A 20,939-nucleotide genomic window follows, 5' to 3' on the forward strand; every position below is an offset into this window, starting at 1 on the left:
CCTCTAGGCGAAGAGCCCTAGAGGAGTGCATGCCACCCCAAGGGCACAAAGAAGAGGGGCTACACCGAACGATTGACTTCGGTGTAGCCCCTCCCTCATTGGATGCAGACCTAGATACCAGCCGAGACGATCTCGTAGGTATCCTTGGCAATCATGTACTCCTCGTCGGTGGGAATGATGGCCACCCTGACACGGCTATCGGGCGTGCTAATCAAGCCCTCAGCACCGAGGCGCATCTTTTGATTGAGCTCAGGATCAAGCTTGACCCCGAGGAACTCTAACCCCTGGCAGGCATCCCAGCGCAGCGAGGCCTGGTTCTCACCCATCCCTGCTGTGAAGACGATGAGGTCTACCCCCGAGAGAGCAGCTGCATAAGCTCCGATATACTTCTTGATGCGGTAAATGAGAATATCATAGGCCAACTGTGCACGGTGGTTACCCTGGTGCATAGCGGCATCGATGTCTCTCATATCCGAAGAGCCAATGCCCCCGACCCCGAAGACCCCACTACGCTTGTTGAGCATGAAGTTGAGGTCGGCAAGTGTGAGCGAGGTGGCCTTGCCCTTGCGCTCCTTGTCCTGGATGTAGTCGGCGATCTCCTCGGGCTTGAAGTCATTCTTGCTGAGCAGATAGTCGATGAGCCCAGGGTCGATATCCCCCGATCGAGTACCCATCACCAATCCCTCACAGGGGGTCATCCCCATCGAGGTGTCGATGCTCTTACCATTGAGGACAGCAGCCATAGAGGCTCCGCTACCGATGTGAGCCGTGATGATCTTCGAGTGATTAATATCCAACCCAGCGACCTCTGCACCGCGCTGGCTCACGTAGTTGTGGCTCGTGCCATGGAAGCCATAGCGACGAATGCGGTGCTGCTCATAGAGCTCATAGGGCAGGGCATAGAGGTAAGCATGCTCGGGCATCGTTTGGTGAAAGGCGGTGTCGAAGACACCTGCCTGAGGAACGAGGGGCAGGGCCTTCTGAGCGGCACGGATACCGAGGATATTGGCGGGGTTGTGTAGGGGGGCGAGCTGACTACACTTCTCGAGCTGAGCGATGACCTCGTCTGTGATGGGCACACTGCCCGAGAACACATCGCCACCATGCACGAGGCGGTGGCCGACGGCATCGATCTCCTCCACAGAGGAGAGCACCCCATGCTCGGGATGGGTAAGCACCTGAAGCACCAGCTCTACCCCATGGGTGTGGTCGGGGATGGGCTGGTCGAGCTGTACCTTCTCGCCCGTGCGGGATTTGAATTTGATGAAGGCTTCGTTAGTGCCGAGGCGTTCGATACCCCCAGAGGTAATCACCCGATACTCGGGCAATTCGATCAGGGCATACTTGAGCGACGAGCTGCCGCAGTTGAGCACGACTATATTCATAACGTGAGAGGGGATGAGGGGAAGATAGATTATTGAGCGTTGTGATGTTTGAGTGCGATCGCCTGATTGGCTGTGATGGCGGCCATCTTGTAGATGTCGTCGACCGAGCAACCACGGCTAAGGTCATTGACTGGGGCGGCCATTCCCTGCAGGATAGGACCAACGGCCTCTGCGCCACCGAGACGCTGTACCAGCTTGTAGGCAATATTACCCACCTCGAGGGTTGGGAAGACGAGTACGTTGGCGTGGCCTGCCACGGTGCTCTCAGGAGCCTTGAGGGCAGCGACCTTGGCCACGAGGGCAGCATCGGCCTGCAGCTCTCCGTCGATCTGCACATCGGGGGCCATCTCGCAGGCCATGCGGGTAGCCTCGACGACCTTGTCCACCATCTCGTGCTTGGCACTGCCCTTGGTGGAGAAGCTCAGCATCGCGATGCGAGGCTCTATACCTGCGATGGCACGAGCAGAGAGGGCGGACGAGACAGCGATCTGTGCCAGCTCGGCAGCCGTGGGGTTAGGCATCACAGCACAGTCGGCCATGAGCATGAGCCCATGCTCTCCGTACTCGTGGGTCTGTAGGAACATGAGGAAGATCCCGCTCACGCAGCTGATCCCTGGCATGGTCTTGATGATCTGTAGGGCGGGGCGGAGCACGTCGCCTGTTGCGTTGATAGCTCCAGCGAGCTCACCATCGGCATCTCCGGCCTTGATCATGAGGCAGGCCAGGTAGAGGGGGTCTTCGACGAGTACGGCGGCCTTCTCTTCGGTCAGACCCTTGCTGCGGCGCAAATCGAGGAGCAGATCGATATAGGCCTGCTTCTTCTCGTGATTTTTAGGATCTAAGAGATCCGCCTGAGCGATGTTGCGCAGCCCGAGGTTCTGGGCTTTGGCGCGGATCGAATAGGGATCGCCGATCAGGGTTAGCTTACATACTTTGTCTCGGAGCAGTCGGTCGGCTGCTCTTAGGGTACGCTCCTCTGTCCCTTCGGGGAAGACGATGCGCTGTGGGTTTTCTTTGGCCCGATTGATGATGTCCTGAATCAAGTCCATGATGCTGTAATTACTTTGAGTGATGAACAATGCGCCCCTCCCCGACTAGGAGCTGAGAGAAGCCCCCAAGCCTCAAGCGATAGGCACATCGAGCGATGATTTGACTGATGTAGCAAAGGTAACGAATATGCCTTAGAGTGCAAATAGTCTGAGAGCAAAATACCTCGGAGGATCTGCCTGGGACGCAAATCTCATATCTAGCCCCTCGAGCTAAGTAGCCTCTTCGTATGCGTCTGGCAATCCACTCAAGCGAAGCCCCATGGAGACCTCTAGAGAGAGCCTATGTAGACCTCCATCGTGATCCTATTTAGACCTCCATCGAGAGCCTACTTAGACTTCATCGACGATCCTATCTAGACCTCCATCGTGATCCTATTTAGATCTCTACCGAGAGCCTACTTAGACTTCATCGACGATCCTATCTAGACCTAAGGAGAGGAGGGCCGAAGGGCATACAGCCTTCTCAACCCAAGGACATAGGGGGGACGAAATTTGGGAGAATAGATGTACCTTTGTGCTTTAATAACTAATGTTAGATCGCAAGATGAAGGAAGTTACACTGCATGGTCGCCAGTTCGAGCTATACATCACTGCCGAAGAAATCAGCCAAGCCGTCGCAGCACTAGGAGCACGACTCAAGAATGACTTCAAGGGCAAGAACCCCCTCTTCGTTTGTATCATGAACGGGGCATTTATGTTTGCCTCCGAACTCATGTACGCCATCGACGAGGACTTCGAGGTCGCTTTCGCACGCTACTCAAGCTACGAGGGCACACAGAGCACCATGCTGCTCAAAGAGATCATGCCCGTCGAGCCTGAGCGCATCAAGGATCGCATCGTCGTCATCGTCGAGGATCTCATCGACACGGGGTACACGATGAAGTGCGTACGAGACCTCTATCAGAGTCAAGGGGCCGAGGAGGTGCACATCGCCACCATGCTCAGCAAGCCCGCAGCCCTACAGTGCGACGTACACTCAGAGTACGTGGCCATGGAGATCGAGCCCAAATTCATCGTCGGCCATGGATTGGACTTCGACGGCTATGGACGCATGTACCGAGACATCTATCAGATCAAAGACTAATTCACCACATCAATCAATGCTCAACCTCATTATCTTCGGAGCTCCAGGCTCCGGCAAGGGCACTCAGAGTGAGCTGCTCATCAAGAAGTACGGTTTCGAACACGTCTCTACGGGCGATCTACTTCGCTCGGCCATCAAGGCCCAGAGCGAGCTCGGCAAGGCCGCCAAGCAATATATCGACAATGGACAGCTCGTCCCCGATGCCTTGATCATCGGCCTCATCGAGAGTGTCCTCGAGGAGCGTCGCCCTCAGCATGGGTTGATCCTCGACGGATTCCCCCGTACCATCCCCCAAGCAGAAGCTCTCGAAGAGCTCCTGGCCAAGTACAACACCCGTGTACACGCTGTACTGGATCTGCAAGTGGGCCAGGAGGAGCTCGTCGATCGACTCCTCAAGCGTGGCCAGGCTAGTGGTCGAAGCGATGACAACCTCGAGACCATCGAGAAGCGTCTAGCCGTCTACCACGCTCAGACCGCACCACTGGCAGCATACTATGCCGACAAGGGCGTACACCATGCCATCCAAGGCTCAGGGGCTCTCGAGGACATCACCGCTCGACTCTCGCAGGTAATTGACGCCCTCAACTAGAGCACAGAGCGCATCTATCCACCCCGATACATAACCCCTAGAGCTTAAAAACAGAGAGGAGCAACGATGGCAGAATCCAATTTCGTCGATTACGTCAAGATCTACTGCCGCTCAGGTAAGGGCGGCAGAGGATCGACGCACTTCCGACGTGAGAAGTACATCCCCAAGGGCGGACCCGACGGAGGCGATGGCGGACACGGAGGCAATATTTACATCCGTGCCAATGGCAACTACTGGACGCTGCTCCACCTGCGCTACGAACGCCACATCATGGCTACCGCAGGGGGCAACGGATCAGGCAAACGATCCACAGGAGCAGACGGAGAGGATCGGACCATCGAAGTACCTGTAGGCACAGTCGTCTACGATGCCGAGACAGGAGAGTTCATCATGGATCTGACCGAGGACGGACAGACCGAGATCCTCCTCAAGGGTGGGCGAGGCGGCAAGGGGAATACCTTCTTCAAAACCTCGACCAATCAAGCCCCTCGCTACGCCCAGCCAGGAGAGCCAGCGCAGGAACGCATGATCATCCTCCAGCTCAAAATGCTCGCCGATGTGGGGCTCGTAGGCCTGCCCAATGCGGGCAAGTCGACCCTGCTCTCCGTCTTGACTGCCGCCAAACCCAAGATCGCTAATTACCCCTTCACCACCCTCGAGCCCAACCTCGGGATGGTTCGCTATCGAGACAATAGATCCTTTGTCATGGCCGACATCCCAGGTATCATCGAGGGAGCATCCGAGGGTAAGGGGCTGGGGCTTCGCTTCCTGCGCCACATCGAGCGCAATGCGCTCTTGCTCTTCATGATCCCAGCAGATACAGAGCACATTGCCCAGGAGTATGAGATGCTCCTAGGTGAGCTGACCAAATACAATGCCGAGCTCGTCGAGAAGCGCAAGGTACTGGCCATCACCAAGTGCGACCTCATCGACCAGGAACTACAAGAGCTTCTTCGGGCCGAGCTGCCCGAGGGCTTGCCTGTCATCTTCATTTCCTCCGTGGCCCACATGCACCTGACCGAGCTCAAGGACTTGCTCTGGCGAGAGCTCAATCGAGAGACCAAGCACCGTGTCGAGAGCATTGTCCACAAACCCATGGACATCAAGAGCCTGACGTGGGACGACGACGCCTGGCAGGAGATCCCCGACATGGACGAGGAGGAGGAGGACTTCGACGACGAAGAGGGCGAGTACATCGAGATTGACTGGGATGATGATGAGCCCCTAGAGGATGAGCATTAGATATGCCTACACCTACGATCCACATCACCTGCTCAGAGGAGTTTACCCTCCTCTGCCCTGACTTTAGAGTCGGGGTGATTGAGATGACGATTAACCCCAAAGCCCCGAGTCCACAGCTAGAGAGCTCCATTAGTGAGACCATCGAATGGGTACGCAGGAGCTATGATTTGGCCTCCTGGCGTGAACGCAGCACCATCGCCGCCACCCGCCGAGCCTACAAACGCTGCGGCAAAGACCCTAACCGCTATCGTCCAGCTGCGGATCAGCTGGGGCGACGGATCATTAATGCCCTTGGTCTCTATCGTGTCCATGCGGTAGTAGACTGGGGCAATCTGCTTTCCCTGCGCAGTGGTTACTCCATGGGGCTCTTCGACCGAGGGCACATCTCGGGAGAGAGCGTAGAGCTGCGCCTAGGGCGAGCAAGCGACGAATACGAGGGGATCGGCAGAGGACTACTCAACATCGATCGAATGCCCGTCTACTGCGATGCCCTAGGCCCTTTCGCCACCCCTACGAGCGATAGCCTACGCACCTGCTTGGGCGAGCAATCCAAGGAGATCCTCATCTTCGTCAACGACTTCACAGGGCAACCCTCGAGGCTCGAAGAGACCCTCGAGGAGGTACACCTCTCCGCTGACCAACACTTCGAGGTGAAGGCCTACAGCAGTACCATCGTCTGCCCTGGCGAGAGAGATACACATTACTAATTCAATTCAAGATTTTCTATGATCGCAACTATCGGAACAAATGCTGGCCTCGTCTGGAATGCACTCAATGAGCTGGGTAAGATGAGTCCTAAGGCCCTCAAGAAGGCAACTAAGCTCAAGACAGACAAGGAGCTCTTCGCCGCACTCGGATGGCTCGCCAAGGAAGGCAAACTCAACTTCGAGGGCGAGGGCGACGAGATGCTCATCTCCCTGGTGATGTACTAACCACCCACACCCTAGACCCCATCCCCGCCAAGAGGAGACCCTGCCCGAACTCTCGGAGAGGGATCCTTGCTTGGCGGGGATGCTCGTTCCTCTCAGGCGACGAAGGAGGAGCAGAGAAGCCAAGAGGGTGAGCTCGTCGGATGAGCCATTTGGCCCAGTTCTTTGTTCTAGTTATATTCGCAGTTCAGCCCCGAAGGAGGGCTCACACCACGAGACAGCATAATGGAAACGAAACAAGACCCTAAACCCACCAGCACTCGAGTACGCAAGCCCGAGTGGCTTAAGACCAAGCTGGGCGACAATAGCACCTTCACCGACACTAAGACAAACCTGCAAGGGCATGGTCTGAACACCATCTGCACGAGCGGGCGTTGCCCCAATATAGGCGAATGCTGGGGAGCAGGCACTGCGACCTTCATGATCGCAGGGGCACACTGCACCCGAGCCTGCCGCTTCTGCAACACCTTGACCAGCCGTACCCCTGCCCCCCTAGACCCAGGAGAGCCCCAGCGAGTGGCCGATAGCATCAAGCAGATGGGCCTACGGCACGCCGTCATCACGAGCGTAGACAGAGATGACCTGCCGGACTATGGGGCAGCCCACTGGGTGGCTACGATACGCGCCATACAGCAGACGACCCCCGAGGTAACGATCGAGGTCTTGATCCCCGACTTCAATGGCGAGCTAGAGTTGGTCGATCAGATCACGGCCCTGAAGCCCCGCATCGTATCGCACAATCTCGAGACTGTTCGTAGACTAACCCCTTCGGTGCGCCACGTGGCCACTTACGAGACCAGCCTAGCTGTGCTGGAGCGAATCGCCCGGAGTGGTGTTCGAGCCAAGACGGGGATCATGCTCGGGCTCGGAGAGACAGAGGAGGAGGTTCTCGAGCTCATGGACGACATCAAGGCTATAGGGGTCTCGGTGCTGACCATCGGGCAATATCTACAGCCCACCCGTAGGCATCTGCCTGTAGTGGAGTATGTACACCCCAAGCAGTTCGCCAAGCTCCGCATCCTCGGCTTAGAGAAGAAGATCGACCGCATCGAGAGCGGGCCACTGGTACGCTCTTCCTACCATGCCGAACGGCATGTCTAACGACGGGCAGGGGAAATGCTAAGAAGACCAATTATCTAGAGCCATGTCGCACTTCCTTCGTTCGGTAGCTGAGCATTACTACGCCTCCTATGGGGGTGGAGTCTCGGAGCTACGCTTCGTCTTCCCCTCGAGGCGAGCTGCTCTATTCTTTAGGCACTACCTCTCTCAGCTGGCCGAGAGGCCGATCTTCGCCCCCGAATGTCAGACGATCAATGACTTCATCACCTCCCTCTCTCCCGAGGGACGTAGGCTCGCCGATCACACCAGCCTACAGTTTGAGCTCTATGAGGCCTATCGGGAGATCCACCCCGATGCCGAGAGCTTCGACAGCTTCCTCTACTGGGGGGGAGTTATCCTCAAAGACTTCGACCTCATCGACCGCCACCTCGTCTCGGCTCGGGGGCTGTATGCCAATGTCTACGACTACAGAGAGCTTACGGACGAGCTCGAACACCTAAGCCCTGAGCTGCGGCAGCTCGTAGAGCAATTCTGGGGCAAGTTCAGAGACCTTCCCGATCGGGGGGAGGGGGAGAGTGAGCTGATGCGACACAAGTTCCTCGACTTTTGGCTTAGGCTCTATCCACTTTACGAGTCCTATGGTCGTCGGCTACGCCAGGGCGGCATCGCCTACGAGGGTGCACTCTACCGAGAGGTCGCCGAGCAAGCCGTCGAGGTCGTCGATCGGCTGGGAAGAGAAGGGCGCAGGATCGTCTTCGTCGGTCTCTTCCAACTCACCCCCAGCGAGGAGCGGCTATTTGCCCAAATCCGTCGTAGGGATCTAGGTGAATGGTGCTGGGATAGACAGCTGCGTATCCTCGAGGACGAGGAGCATCCAGCCTACCGTCAGATGCAGCGTAACCTCGAGCTCCTGGGCGAGGTCTCGGCCCTTGCCCCCGAGAGCGATGCCCCGACCCTACCGCGATCGATCCGCCTCATACGCTGTAGCTCAAGCATCGCACAGGTCAAGACTCTCCCGCTGCTACTCGATGAGATCGGAGTCGATAGTCGAGAGGTTACCAGCCCATCGACAGCTATCCTGCTACCCGATGAGCAGCTCTTGCTCCCAGTCGTGAGCTCTATCCCTGACAGCTTCACCAGCATCAACGTGAGCCTCGGCTATCCTCTCTCTTTCGCCCCTGTAGCGGTCTTCATCGAACGCTGGATGCGCCTTCTAGAGCACAAACGCATCGTTCGGGAGCGAGACACCTACCCCCTCGACCAATTGACCGGGCTGCTGAGCAGTCGCCTCCTGCGAGATAGCTTCCCCTCGATCGGGAGGCTCGCCGAGGGGATCAAGCGAGGGCGCAGCTACTACGTCTGCCTAGAGGATCATGCCGAGACCATCGACACGCTGGAGCTTCGTCCGCTCCTAGAGCTCCTTGTGCCATCCAGGCCCACAGAGGGGATAGAGCTCCTGGAGCGTATGCAACGGCTGCTACGCCTCCTGCTACCGACCGAGATCGCTGAGAGTGTCGAGGGCGAGGAGGGCGCAGAGGCGGAGGATGGAGGCGAGGGGCTCTCGCCCTTTGACCTAGAGTTCATCTACCATTATCTCCTGCTCATCGAGCGACTCCGCTCTCAGCTCGAGCGGTATGTCGATCTAGTGGATGTCGATACCGCCATCCGACTACTCAAAGGCCTAATCGAGGGGGTCAATATCCCCTTCGAGGGCAATCCGCTCCGAGGGGTGCAGGTCATGGGCCTATTGGAGGCTCGAGGGCTGCACTGCCAGCACGTCATTTACCTCTCGGCCGAGGAGGGCAAGCTACCCCGAGACCTCATGGCATCGACTCTCATCCCCCTGAGCCTGAGGCAAGGTCATGGCCTACCCACAGGGCAGGAGCAGGATATGGCCTCGGCCTACAACTTCTATCAGTCGATTGCTCGGGCCGAGACGCTCACCCTGCTCTATGGAGCTGAGGAGCAGCTCGGCGGAGCGGCCGAGCTGAGCCGATATGTGCAGCAGCTCGAGCACCTCTACGGGGCAAACGTCGAGCACCAAAGCCTCTCAAGCAGGGCGGACAAGCCCTCGCAACGTGCTATCATCGTCGAGAAAGAGGGCGAAGCCTGGGAGCACCTCGAGGCCTACCGCCTCACCCACGAGCTCTCGCCCAGCACGCTGAGCATCTACTCCTCATGCCCGCTGCGCTTCTACTACGAGCAGATCGAGGGGCTCGCCGAGGACGAAACGCCTAGCCCGCTGATGCAGGCCAATGAATTCGGGACGATCCTGCACAACGTCGTCCAGGAGCTCTACCGCCCCTACGAGGGGGGGAGGGAGATCCGGCCTCAGTTCCTCGACGACCTGCTCTCCCCCGGGCATCGGGCCTACCTGCACACGCTCGTCGGACGGGAATACAAGCGGACTGTCCTGCCGAAGTCGCAGCACCGAGCTCCCCTCTCCCGCCTGGCCGATATCTACTGCGACCTCATCCTCTCGGAGGTCTACACCGTCCTGCGGTATGACCGAGAGCTCGCCCCCTTCGTCTACCATGCTGGGGAGCTCAAGGTTCACCTCGAGCTGGAGCTGAAGGATGGCCGTAGGGTGCGCCTCAAGGGAACTATAGACCGCATCGACGAGCACGAGGGAACGATACGGGTCATTGACTACAAGACGGGCTATGCTGTGCGCAGGCTGCCCAGCTGGCAGGAGCTCTTCGACAGCGAGGGCGAACACAAAGCTATCGCCCAGACCATGATCTACTGCGAGCTGCTCTACCGAGGCCATACGGGCGAGTCAGGCCCGAGCCTCGAGGCTCTACGGGGCAAGCCCCTACGTCCGCACATCTATCACCTGCCCAGCATGCGCCGTGAGGGGAAGGCTTATCGCTCGGAGGTTGTCCTCTACGAAGTCGAGGAGGGGAAGACGAGACGCAGCGAGAGAGACCTGGGGGAATATGAGGAGTTCAGAGAAGCATTCGTCGAGGTATGGGGGCAGAGTCTCGAGGAGCTCTTCGACCGAGGGCAACCCTTCCGCCAAGAGAGGAGTGCGCAGGGCTGTGGGCACTGCCCCTTCGTCCTGAGCTGCGGCAGGGAAGGTCTTTAGCCACGAGGCGATACAGCTGATCCCCCGAGGTGTGCCATGATGCACAGCTCGGGGGATCGTCGTTTCGGGGCGGAGGCTAAGCCCTACAGCCCGATGTGTGAATCACCACCGCCAGCAGTATCGCCGCCGCCAGCAGTATCTCCAGGAGAAGGCTTTTCTGTCTTCTTGCCCGAAGAGTTGTAGGGCACGTCCAAGACGCGCTCGGCACGCTCCATGCGAACGCCCTTGAGAGCAGTCTTGACCTTAACACGTGGGGTATAGATGACCTTGGCTTTGTCTACAAGGTCAATATTCACCTTGTCGGCTGCATCAACTCCCGATCCCGAGCGGGCCGTGATGCTGGGGCGGAATGTCCCCATGTCGCCACAATCGACACTCTTGCCGTCTTGCAGAAGGCGAATGAGTACCTTCGAAGCACGATCAAATACCGCCTTAATATCGGCTGAAGAGATCGTTGTCTCGTCCGAAACCAAGTCGATAAACTCATCGAACTTCACGTCCGAATGCAAGTGAATGGCAGGGTACCAAAGCGTTTTTCCGGTCTTACTGAAGCCCACCTTGCGCTCAATTGCTTTAATCTTAATCATGATAATTCAATTTACTGTTGAACAATGTGTTATATCGCTCTGCTAAGATACAAAAATTTCTTCGCCAAAGCGTCCAAATTTTCTTGCGGAAGAAAATATTTTTTCTTGCGGAAGAAAATTTATTTCCTTGCGGAAGAAAATATTTTTTCGTGCGGAAGAAAATTTCTCGCCTTGCGCAAGAAAGTTTAGACATCCACCCAAAGGGGTAACGGATACGCTTCGCCCCCACAAACGAGCATCCCCACGCCCGACCTCGCAAGAGGTAGAGCGTGGGGATGAGGCCTCGAGAGCGTGCGCTCGGACGAGCAAGCCGCTTAGCGGCCGCCGACCTGACGCATCATTTCCTCGACAGCACGGCGTAGCTGAGCATCCTCACCCGTGAGGTAGTCCTCGGGCGAGTTGTACACCTCGATGTCGGGGATAAGATCCATATTCTCCAAAGCACGTCCATCGAGATCGGAGCAGGTAACCTGTGGGATACCGAAGACGATCGCAGGATTGATCTGCGTCTCCCACCATACGGCCGTCATCGTACCAGCCACGGGCGTTCCGATGAGCTTACCCAACCCGAGGGTCTTGTACACCCAGGGGAAGCCGTGTCCGTTGCTATAGTTGCCTTCGCTCATGAGCACGCAGCTGGGCTTCGTCCACTGCATGAAGGGGTCTTGGCCCATGTACTGCCCACGAGGGGTGAACTCGAGATACTTCTTCCCGCTCAGCAGGTAGGCTAGGTCTTCGTGCAGCCAACCGCCACCATTGTAGCGAGTATCTACCACCACCGCATCGCAATTGCGGTACTTACCGAGCAGATCACGGAATACCTCACGGAAGCTGGGGCTATTCATCTGGCGAACGTAAACGTAGGCGATGCGTCCCTTACTCCACTTGTGCACCAGCTCGGCACGACGCTCGATCCAACGACGGTAGAGCAGCTCATTCTGATAGGACTGGCTGATGGGGAAGACAGACTCCTCGTGGCTCTTGCTCGAGCCTGCATCCTTGATCGTCAGCACGACACGCTTACCGACCTTGTCGTTGAGGAGCAGCTCGACGGGCATCCCAGCCTTGATCACTTCACCATTGATGCGCTCGATAATCGCCCCAGGCTTGATCTTACGATCGAGCAGAGAGAGAGGGCCACCCTTGAGAATTTCCTGCACACGCAGACCATCGCCCTCGTGCTTGGAATCGAAGAAAGCACCTAGAGCCGCTGTCTGCTGCGTAGCGACAACGGCCACTCGTCCACTAGCACCTGTATGCGAAGCATTCAGCTCACCCAGCATCTCGCTGAGCATCTCGGCGAAGTCGCGATCGTTAGAGATATGGGGGAGGAACTTCGCATACACCTTCTTGTAATGCGCCCAATCGACCCCATGCAGGTTCACATCGTAGAACTTGTCCAGTACCTGCTGCCAGGCATGATTGAAGATATACTCACGCTCTGCCGCAGGCTTGTGCTCGAACTCTGCCGCTAGACGGATAGGCGTAGGTGCATTGCCATTGAGCTTGCTCAGGCCCATGAAGCTACCCACATAGATCGTGCGACCATCCTTGCCGAGGAAGAGCGAGCCACCCCTGACACTGGAGGAGAGCAGACGGGTAGACTTCTTCTCAAAGTCATGCTCCCAAAGACCACCCTCAGAGCCGTAGCCTGCGATGTAGTAGAGCTTCGTGCCATCCTTGTTGATCAAGGCATCGCCGATGCTGCCCGAGAAGCGGGTCAAACGGATCGTGCGGTTGTCTCTATCCTCGAACTCAAGCTTGATGGTCTTCACCTTCTGAGACTCGGTCTTGGTGCTGTCTGCAGCGGTATCCTTCTTGCCATTCTTCTTGGCTGTATCCTTCTTGGGCTCTTCCTTCTTGGTATCCTTCTTCTTATTCTTCTCCTCTAGGGCCTTGATCTCCTTACGCAGCTGCTTCTCCTCCTTGCTCAGGCGAAACTCCTCGTAGGCCTTGCGATCCAGGAACATGAGGTAGAGGTCGCTCTGCGCCCCCCAACTCCCATGGCTGCGGAAGCCCGAACGATCACTGGTGAAGAGGACTGCTTTGCCCCCCATCACCCACGTAGCCCCACCATCAGAGTAGCCGCTCTCGGTCAGATTAACCATCTCGCCCGAGCCGTCAGCCTTGATCACTGCGGCATCGACATGCATCCATCCTCCATTACCCATGTAGTTAGTCAAGATCCACTTGCCATCAGGGCTCCAACGGAAGTGCTGGTCTCCATCAGCGTAGGAGTAGTTGTGCTTACGATCTAGGATAACGCGCTCCTTGCCCGAAGCTAGGTTCAACACAACGATAGAGGTACGATCTCGGAGGAAAGCAACCTCCTTGCCATCGGGGCTGAAGAGTGGGGTCTGCGAAGGCTTAGCATGCTTGGTCAGCTGCTTCTCCTTGATTTCTGTGGCATAACTGAGCTGTGGATCTTCGCTGCGCACAAGAGAGGCCTGGTAGATGTTCCATTGCCCGTTGCGCTCGGCGGCATAGACGATCGAGCGGCCATCGGGAGCAAAGTCTACATCGCGCTCCTGCTCGGCAGTATTAGTGATCCGATTGGTCGTTCCGAACTCAATATTGCCCACATAGACCTCGCCATTGACTACGAAGGCGACCTCTTTATTGTCGGGCGAGAGCGCGAAGGAGGAGTATCCCAAACTCAGCTGACGATGCACGATGTCTCGCTCTTCATTGTCCAAGCTGATCGAGATGGGCACTTGGCGCAGACCACTCTGAGCATCCCAGGTATAGATCTCGCCATCGTAACCGAAGCACAGACGACCATTGTCCGAGGCAGAGAGGAAACGAACAGGATTGCCCTTGAAGGTCGTGATCTGACGCTCAGCTAGGTGAGAGTTGAACTGAGGACGATGATAAACGTTGAAAGTCCCGTCCTGCTCGCTCAGGTAGTACATCCCTCCAGTAGCATCCCAAACGGGGTTACGATCCTCTCCCTTGAAGGAGGTAATCTTAGTGTACTCCCCCTTCGTAGAGCGATGCCAAATGTCCCGAGCCACAGACGAGGTGTGGTGCTTGCGCCAAGGGTCTTCGTAGCCCTTGATGTCGGTGTAGAGCAATTCACCTCCACCTCGAGGGGCGATGTCGGCCATAGGTAGAGAGCTATAGAGCTCTGCTCGTCCGCCCTGGGTCGAGATGCGGTAGGTCTGAACAAAGAGACCCGAGGGGAACATATCGAAACGCTCCGAAGGCATGATATTCGCCGTAAAGAGCAATCTCTGATTACCATCGAAGGCAACAGGTCTCTCGGTAGCACTATTGAAGGTAAGGCGACGAGGACTCCCCCCCCTTGACGAAACGATGTAGACATCATCGCTGCCATCACGGTTCGAGCTGAAAGCGATCTGCTCTCCATCGGGGCTCCAAACGGGGCTATAGTCGTAGGCTCGGTTACTCGTCAGACGAACGGCCTGCCCACCCGAAGAGGAGACCGTATAAATATCGCCACGGTAACAGAAGGCAATGCGAGAACCATCTGGACTGATCTGCTGATAACGCATCCACAGGGGAGACGATCCGGCCTCCGAAGCCAGTACAGTCGTCGTGGCCAGGGCCAAAGAGCCCAGCGCATAGATAAGCTGCTTGATCTTCATAAGTTTTGTTTAGAGGAATGTGTGTGATGATAAAGAAAGAGAGCCCCACGCTCCAGGGTGGGCATGAGGCTCTCCTTTTGAGGGGGCGATGCCCTAAGGCTCTCTGTAATCGAGCCTCAGGATATCGCCAGTTAGAATGCTTATTTCTTGCTCTGGCGAGCAGAGTAGCTGATGTTGAGCACATCTGCTCGGCGCAGCTCCTCCCTAATATCGGAGATGATGTTCATCTTCGTATCTCTATCGCCCTTGATGGAGATCTGCATCAACTTCTTGCGCTCATCCTTGATCTTGCCCTCGGCCTCCTTGACGTAGTTATAAACGGCAGAGGCATTCTGAGTGATCTGGTCATTGAGCTGAATAGCCGATGAAGTACCATACATCGCACGATATTGCTCGGTAGGCTTACCTACATAGATGAAGGTAACGAGCGACTTCTCCTCGAGCTTGGTAAGCTCGGTAGCCTGAGGCAGGTTACTGTAGCTCACCTTAGGCGTTACCTCACGCATCGACGTTACCATCATAATGAAGAAGAGGAAGGCGAACACCAAGTCTGGTAGAGAAGAAGTATTCAACTCGGGCATCTCGCGCCCACCTGATTTACTAAACTTTCCCATAGTTCACTTACTTCTTTTTGAGGTTAGACAGAGGCATCTCGGAGATGTGCATAGGGTACATCTCGGTTACTGCCTTTTGCTTTGCAGGTGAGAGGTCTGCGAAGGAGGTCTTAAACTCCTTGAGAGCGGTCTTCTCCCACACCTCGTTGTAAGCCTTGAGCAGCTCGTTCTGCACGTTGATAAACATCTGATAGCTCGTCTCGATCTCGCTCTTGAGCGAAATCGCATAACCGCTAGTCGTTACTCTCCTGCTCCCCAAGAGAGGGATCTCACGCACTTCCTTATCTGGCAGACGTGGGTCATCGTTGGGGTTCATGATAAACTCAACAGCCTTGTCTTTGAGCTCTTCGATACGCACAGGGATGACCGCTGTACGCTTGGAGATCGCAATCTGGTCGGTGCGGTCCACAAGCAAGCGCATTACGTTGCGATCGTTGATCTCTACTGGCTTCTGATCTTGCTGCTTAGGGGCAAGCGGCGGCAGGCGACGCTTGAGCCCCTTGTCAGTGTCCATCGAAGTTGTAATCAAGAAGAAGATAAGCAACATAAAAGCGATATCGGCCGAGGACGATCCGTTAATGCCTGGAGTCTTTCTTTTTTTCTTAGCCATAATGCTTTTTGTTTGATATTTCGTTTCTGATTACCACCCGTTACTTCTTGACCACCTTGCTGATTGCACCCACGAGGGCAGCACCGACTACGAGCACGAAGAGTGCATAGGTAGAGTAGAGCCACATGTCGGTGAGCTTGAGCCAGCCTTCGGTATTAAAACGCTGAGAGTCTGCATTCAGATTAGCCATAGGCGTACCATCGCCGATAGCGTAGGTGATCCCCAGTAGAGCGATGAGACCGATCAAGCCGCCGAGTGAGAGCAGAGCCTTCTTGGAGTCGTTTGCAAAAGAGGAGAAGAAACCCTTGAGGGCAAACCCGAGGGTGCCCAGGATCGTAACGCCTAGGAGGGCGTACGTCCACCACAGAAGAGTATCTGTAAACTCGTACACCTTATTTCCCTTGTCGTCGAGCTCGAAGCCCCCTCCGAAGAAGAGAGCGATGACAGCGATGCTGATGACCACAAGAGCCAAGAGAGTAGAGCTGGATACCTTTCTAATTCCAGTTACAGCCATTGTTCTTGATTGATAAAAGTGTACGTAAGCTTACTTGTTGTTCTTAACGTTGTACTTAACTACGAGGTCAAGCAGCGTGATAGAAGCATCTTCCATGCGGTTGAGGATACCTTCTACCAAAGAAAGGATGTAGTTGTAGAACACCTGAAGGATCAGAGCGACTACGAGACCACCGATGGTTGTGATCAGAGCCACCTTCATACCACCGGCCACAACTGTTGGGCTGATGTCCCCTACCTGTTCGATCTTGTCGAAGGCGAGCACCATACCTACTACAGTACCCAAGAACCCGAGTGATGGAGCCATAGCGATGAAGAGCGTGATCCAAGAGAGGTTCTTCTCGAGCAGACCACCCTGTACACCGCCATAGGATACTACAGACTTCTCAACGATGTCAATGTCCTGATCTGCACGCAACAGAGCCTGATAGGCGATCGAGGCGATAGGGCCACGAGTTTCACGAGCGATCTTCTTAGCACCCTCTAGGTCATTGCGCTTAACGAGAGCCTCTTCGATGTCGTGGAGCATCTGATCTGGGTTCACGTTGGCCAGGTTGAGGTAGATAATACGCTCAAGGCTGATAGCCAAACCAAGGATCAGAGTGATCACCACAAACGACATGAAGTCAGCACCTCCGTCGATGAACTTAGACTTGAGAGCCTGGTGGAAAGAAGCATTCTCTGCCACCACAGTCTCTTCGGCAGATGCCTCAACTGGAGCTTCTGTAGCAGTAGCTTCTTCTACAGCAGCTTCAGCGTCAGTAACTACCTGCTCTGGAGTAGCAGCTGTTTGATCTTGCGCTACCGCTGCAGTAGAGAAACCAACAGACAGAAGAGCGACACATGCAATCGTTGCAAATAACTTTTTCATCGTTGTTTGTTTTTGAATTAGTTGTTATACTTAGTTTATTCTATTCTTGAGCTTGAGCGACCCCTCGAGACTTGACCTGGCAACCATACAGGCCCAGCCCTCTTGTTACGACGGGAGAGGCAACTTCGGAGGTCAAAAATACATTTTTTCCCTACTCCAACCAAATTTTCCTCAGAACCTTATCGAATTTGTCCTCCCTAGCGAGGCGATTTGTCCGCTAAGGGAGGAGGATCGAGCCAATATTTATCGAAAAAAGGGACTCGAGGGCAGGGTCTCTTCGTACCAGGGAGCACAGAGTAGAGCTCTCAACCGATCGACCGATGCAAAGCCCTGGGGCCGCAATTGAGCTCTCGGTTGGGCCTCAGGAGAGCATCAAGAAAGAGCTCGGTCGAAGTATAAGTAGGACCTCGATTGAGATATAAATAGGAGTTCGGTCGAAGTATAAGTAGGACCTCGATCGAGGTCCTACTTATACTTCGACAAAGGGGCAAATAGCCTCTCCGAAGAGGGTATATTTAGGGGGAAGAAAAGGGCATTAAAACCCCTCCTCAAGGGAGGGCATGAACCATTCGCTGAGATCCAGCTCGGGATGCTGCATCTGAAACGAACGGATCAGCACTAAGGTTTGCTCTCGTTCGAGCTCATACTCCCACTCATCGAGCTGTAGCGGACGATGCAGCCAACGATTGCGCAGACGATCAATGTGTGGGTGCAGGGCCTTGGCCTCGTCGCTACAGAGCCAGTCGATCAGGCGTTCGCTCACGATGCGCTGCGAGAGGGACGAGGGGTGTGTCAGGTCATCGGCATAGAAACGGTAATCCCGCAGCTCGTCCAGGATAATCTCGTACGAGGGGAAGTAGACCATGCGCTCGGGGAAGTGCTCCCTCAAGGCTTGATCGAAGAGCAGCAGGGTAGCCTTGCTCAGTTGGTTGCCATGCGCTCCATCACGCAGATGGCGGATGGGGCTGATGGTGGAGATGATTTGCAGCTCCGGCAAATGTTCCAGGAGACGCCCCAGGAGCTCGACCCAAGGCTCGAGTAGCTCCTCAACCGAGACGAGCGAACGGGAGAAGTGCGACTCAGGCATCTTGTGGCAATTGCCCACGACTTCGTTCGTCGAGCCAAGGCGATAGACATAGGCCGTCCCCCAGGTCAAGAGCAGGTAACGAGCCCCGAAGAGAGCCCTACGCCCAGCCTCATAGGAGCGTTGGATCGCCTCCAGGGTCTCGGCAGGCGTTCGGCGGGAGAAGCGGCCGTGATGCATCATACTATGCCAGAGGCCTGCATGCGGCAGCAGTTCGCCCTCGGTATAGAGTCGCCCCTCGAGCATCCGCCCTAGGGCAGTGCAGATCGAGAGTGGGTTGTAGAGGACGCCATGTGGATTGATCTCGATCCGATGCCCCAATCGATGAAGCTCTCGAGCAATATGCTCACTAAAGCAAGAGCCTAGGCTCAGGAGCTGCTCGCCATGCGAGAGCAGCCGAGGGCGAGGAGGCAGAGGGACAGGGGTTTGTAGCCTGATCATGATCTTGGGTTAGGAGTCTTCGCACTGGAGGCCGAGGGCTTACTTCTTGGCCTTGGCCTCCATGCGGCGGTAGTACTCTACATTCTTGTCTACACGCTCACGAACCTTCTCAGGCTTCGTCTTACGCAGGGCTTCAGGCTTCTGTTGGTGGAGCGGCTTGGCTAGAGGTTCCCATCGCTCGGTAGTTGTGAAGCCCTTCTTGACGGAGAGGAGCTCCGAGCAATAGTATACCTCCTCGGGCTGACGATCGGGGTAGCTGCCTGTCGTCCACACGCCATCACCATTGCGATCTATATAGAGGCGCAGGTAATACTCCCCAGGTTTAAGGTCTCTAAATTCGGTCTGCAGCACTGGCAGTGATGCCTCGGCACCTGTACTGTCAGGAGCTGCTCCATTCTTGAGGGGAGTATAACTAGCAGACACGCTATCTGCGACCATCCCCGAGGCAGCCCCCCCTGGGGCGGCTGTGCTATCGAGGGCGAGCTGCTGGGCGAGGACCTCCCCACTCTTGTCCAGGAGCTCGAGCATGACCCGACCCTCTAGGCCTACGACCTCCATGCTGAGATGCCCCAGCTCACTCTCCCGTGAGAGCCTCATCTGCAGGCCCGTAGAATCATTAACTGAGCCATAGATGCTCGACAGAGCCGCCGAATCAATGCGCACCCGGTAGCTGTGCCCGTACGAACGCTCAAAAACGATCTCGTAGCGCAGTCGCTCGAGCGAGTCTTGCTCGAAGCGGTAAGGAATGCTTTTGTATAGGGTGTCTCGACTGGCCTCGAGGATAATAGCACCCTCTCCAGGAGGAGCAAGGGGGGCAGAGGCTACAAGGTATAGTCGATCTTTAGGTGTCGCAGAGAAGACTCCACCGAGGGTCTCGAGCTTGAGGGTGAGCTTGGGACGAGGCTGAGGCTCAACCTTTGTCTTAGCTGATGCCTTCTCTCGAGGCTTGTAGAAGGTCAGCGTATCGGTCTGCTCCGAGAGCCTTAGGAGCGAGTCCGTCTTAGCATAAGTCAGAGCGAAACGGATAGAGTCGGCAGAGATCAGTCCCCCATCCTTGAGCCAATAGTCGACCACACGCCCCTGCACCGAAGCTACATAGAGCTCGTCAGCTTCGACCTCAGGACGCTCAAGCGAACGCAGCAGGGGGGCTTTGTCTTGCTCCTGAACGAACTCGAGCCGACAGAGCAGTGAGTCTACACGGCTATGCTTCTGTAGCCCTCGACGCATATCCTGGGCGACGAAGTAGCGCAAAAGTACGCTATCCGGATAATAATAGGTATGAGGCTTGGTGATGAGCGAGTCTCTTCGGATCGTGTCTCGACGTACGATCGAGTCGATGCGGATGGTATCGGTACGCAGGCTGTCCAAGAGGCTCGTAGACCAGTCCACCCCATCGAAAGCCAAGCCCTCGGTCTGCATGCTGTAGCGATAGTTATTGTCATCATCCTTGAGGGCAAAGACACGGTAGACTGAGTCTCTAAGCCCTCGGATCGAGAAGCGGCCCATACGAGAGGTCTTACCCACGAAGACGAAGGGGCTTGTCCTGAATACACTATCAGAGACCTCATCCTTATAATACACACCCATAACCAATCCTCCGACAGGCTCTAGGGTACGAGCATCCAGCACCACTCCCCCTAGGCGCATCGAGTCGAGAGACTCACCAGTAGAGAAGGTGTAGTCAAAGTCCTCCAACGGATTGTCCTCATTATTGTCCACCACCGCATCTGCGAAGTAGAAGCTGTACGTCGTATGGGGACGCAGGCTATCTTCCAGGCGAATATCGATGACCTTGCCATGGGCACTGATGCGAGGCGGCTGATGCTGCGCTGGAGAGATAATGAGCTTCTCCTGCTGGTTGAGCAGACGAATAAATTCGTCGAAACGCAAGCGGAGGCTGGTCGTCGAGACTGAGGTAGCTCGGTTGTCAGGCGTCCCCCCGATGAACCTTGGGGGGGTCATATCATAGGGGCCACCCTCAGGATTACCCATATTGGCGCATCCCCAGCTGAGAGCAACGAGGACGACAAGAGAGAGGGCGAGCGAGAGCGCACGGCCTAGCCGACGACTTCGACGCGAGAAGGGATGCCCCTCTAGAGGAGCGGGGGAGGGATTGTTCTTTCGGTTCATATAGGGGTCTAGTGCCTTAGGGGCAGCACGGGGAGGCAAAGTTACAATTATCCTTG

General features: G+C 55.9%; 17 protein-coding genes. 7 read left to right on the forward strand and 10 right to left on the reverse strand.

Annotated features, from left to right (window positions below; translation table 11 throughout):
* Positions 1-110: 110 nt before the first annotated feature.
* Together HQ37_RS07230 and pta are read right to left on the reverse strand one after the other, a co-directional pair.
* Positions 111-1,385 (reverse strand): acetate kinase, encoded by a 1,275-nt coding sequence (locus tag HQ37_RS07230; protein WP_036881877.1) that lies wholly within the window; start codon positions 1,383-1,385, stop codon positions 111-113.
* Positions 1,386-1,414: 29 nt separating this feature from the next.
* Complete coding sequence (gene pta, locus HQ37_RS07235) at positions 1,415-2,434, reverse strand: phosphate acetyltransferase (RefSeq protein WP_036881881.1); 1,020 nt, start codon at positions 2,432-2,434, stop codon at positions 1,415-1,417.
* Between the two features lie 544 nt (positions 2,435-2,978).
* Between pta and HQ37_RS07240 the strand changes: the two genes are divergently transcribed.
* From HQ37_RS07240 to HQ37_RS07270, 7 genes are all read left to right on the forward strand, one after another.
* A complete protein-coding gene (locus HQ37_RS07240) occupies positions 2,979-3,518 on the forward strand; it encodes a phosphoribosyltransferase (RefSeq protein ID WP_081951807.1) in 540 nt (179 codons plus the stop codon).
* Between the two features lie 16 nt (positions 3,519-3,534).
* On the forward strand, positions 3,535-4,107 hold the full coding sequence (locus HQ37_RS07245) for an adenylate kinase (RefSeq protein ID WP_036881889.1): 573 nt from the start codon (positions 3,535-3,537) through the stop codon (positions 4,105-4,107).
* A 66-nt stretch (positions 4,108-4,173) separates the two neighbouring features.
* Positions 4,174-5,349, forward strand: a complete 1,176-nt coding sequence (gene obgE, locus HQ37_RS07250; RefSeq protein WP_036881892.1) for a GTPase ObgE — start codon at positions 4,174-4,176, stop codon at positions 5,347-5,349.
* Between the two features lie 2 nt (positions 5,350-5,351).
* Entirely contained in the window at positions 5,352-6,056 is a 705-nt protein-coding gene (locus tag HQ37_RS07255) for a B3/4 domain-containing protein (protein ID WP_052080848.1), read from the forward strand.
* 18 nt (positions 6,057-6,074) lie between these two features.
* Positions 6,075-6,281, forward strand: coding sequence for a winged helix-turn-helix domain-containing protein (locus HQ37_RS07260; protein WP_036881896.1), 207 nt, complete (start codon positions 6,075-6,077; stop codon positions 6,279-6,281).
* Positions 6,282-6,503: 222 nt separating this feature from the next.
* The gene (gene lipA, locus HQ37_RS07265) at positions 6,504-7,379 is read left to right on the forward strand and encodes a lipoyl synthase (protein ID WP_052080849.1); all 876 of its coding nucleotides are present in this window, start codon (positions 6,504-6,506) and stop codon (positions 7,377-7,379) included.
* 43 nt (positions 7,380-7,422) lie between these two features.
* On the forward strand, positions 7,423-10,425 hold the full coding sequence (locus HQ37_RS07270) for a PD-(D/E)XK nuclease family protein (protein ID WP_036881898.1): 3,003 nt from the start codon (positions 7,423-7,425) through the stop codon (positions 10,423-10,425).
* An 83-nt stretch (positions 10,426-10,508) separates the two neighbouring features.
* On the opposite strand, the gene HQ37_RS07275 is transcribed toward HQ37_RS07270, so the two are convergent.
* The 8 genes from HQ37_RS07275 to HQ37_RS07310 form a co-directional block, all read right to left on the reverse strand.
* Entirely contained in the window at positions 10,509-11,012 is a 504-nt protein-coding gene (locus HQ37_RS07275; RefSeq protein ID WP_081951806.1) for an HU family DNA-binding protein, read from the reverse strand.
* 314 nt (positions 11,013-11,326) lie between these two features.
* Positions 11,327-14,620, reverse strand: a complete 3,294-nt coding sequence (locus tag HQ37_RS07280; protein WP_036881899.1) for a S41 family peptidase — start codon at positions 14,618-14,620, stop codon at positions 11,327-11,329.
* A 140-nt stretch (positions 14,621-14,760) separates the two neighbouring features.
* Positions 14,761-15,234 carry a biopolymer transporter ExbD gene (locus HQ37_RS07285; protein ID WP_036881902.1) on the reverse strand — a complete coding sequence of 158 codons (474 nt, stop codon included), beginning with the start codon at positions 15,232-15,234 and terminating at the stop codon, positions 14,761-14,763.
* A 7-nt stretch (positions 15,235-15,241) separates the two neighbouring features.
* The gene (locus HQ37_RS07290) at positions 15,242-15,844 is read right to left on the reverse strand and encodes a biopolymer transporter ExbD (protein WP_036881905.1); all 603 of its coding nucleotides are present in this window, start codon (positions 15,842-15,844) and stop codon (positions 15,242-15,244) included.
* A gap of 40 nt (positions 15,845-15,884) precedes the next feature.
* Positions 15,885-16,358, reverse strand: coding sequence for a hypothetical protein (locus HQ37_RS07295; protein ID WP_036881907.1), 474 nt, complete (start codon positions 16,356-16,358; stop codon positions 15,885-15,887).
* Positions 16,359-16,388: 30 nt separating this feature from the next.
* The gene (locus HQ37_RS07300) at positions 16,389-17,228 is read right to left on the reverse strand and encodes a MotA/TolQ/ExbB proton channel family protein (protein WP_036881908.1); all 840 of its coding nucleotides are present in this window, start codon (positions 17,226-17,228) and stop codon (positions 16,389-16,391) included.
* 535 nt (positions 17,229-17,763) lie between these two features.
* Positions 17,764-18,753 carry a GSCFA domain-containing protein gene (locus HQ37_RS07305; RefSeq protein WP_036881911.1) on the reverse strand — a complete coding sequence of 330 codons (990 nt, stop codon included), beginning with the start codon at positions 18,751-18,753 and terminating at the stop codon, positions 17,764-17,766.
* Positions 18,754-18,792: 39 nt separating this feature from the next.
* Entirely contained in the window at positions 18,793-20,883 is a 2,091-nt protein-coding gene (locus HQ37_RS07310) for an Ig-like domain-containing protein (RefSeq protein WP_081951808.1), read from the reverse strand.
* Positions 20,884-20,939: the final 56 nt, after the last annotated feature.

The sequence above is a fragment of the Porphyromonas sp. COT-239 OH1446 genome, from assembly GCF_000768875.1.
Classification (GTDB): domain Bacteria; phylum Bacteroidota; class Bacteroidia; order Bacteroidales; family Porphyromonadaceae; genus Porphyromonas.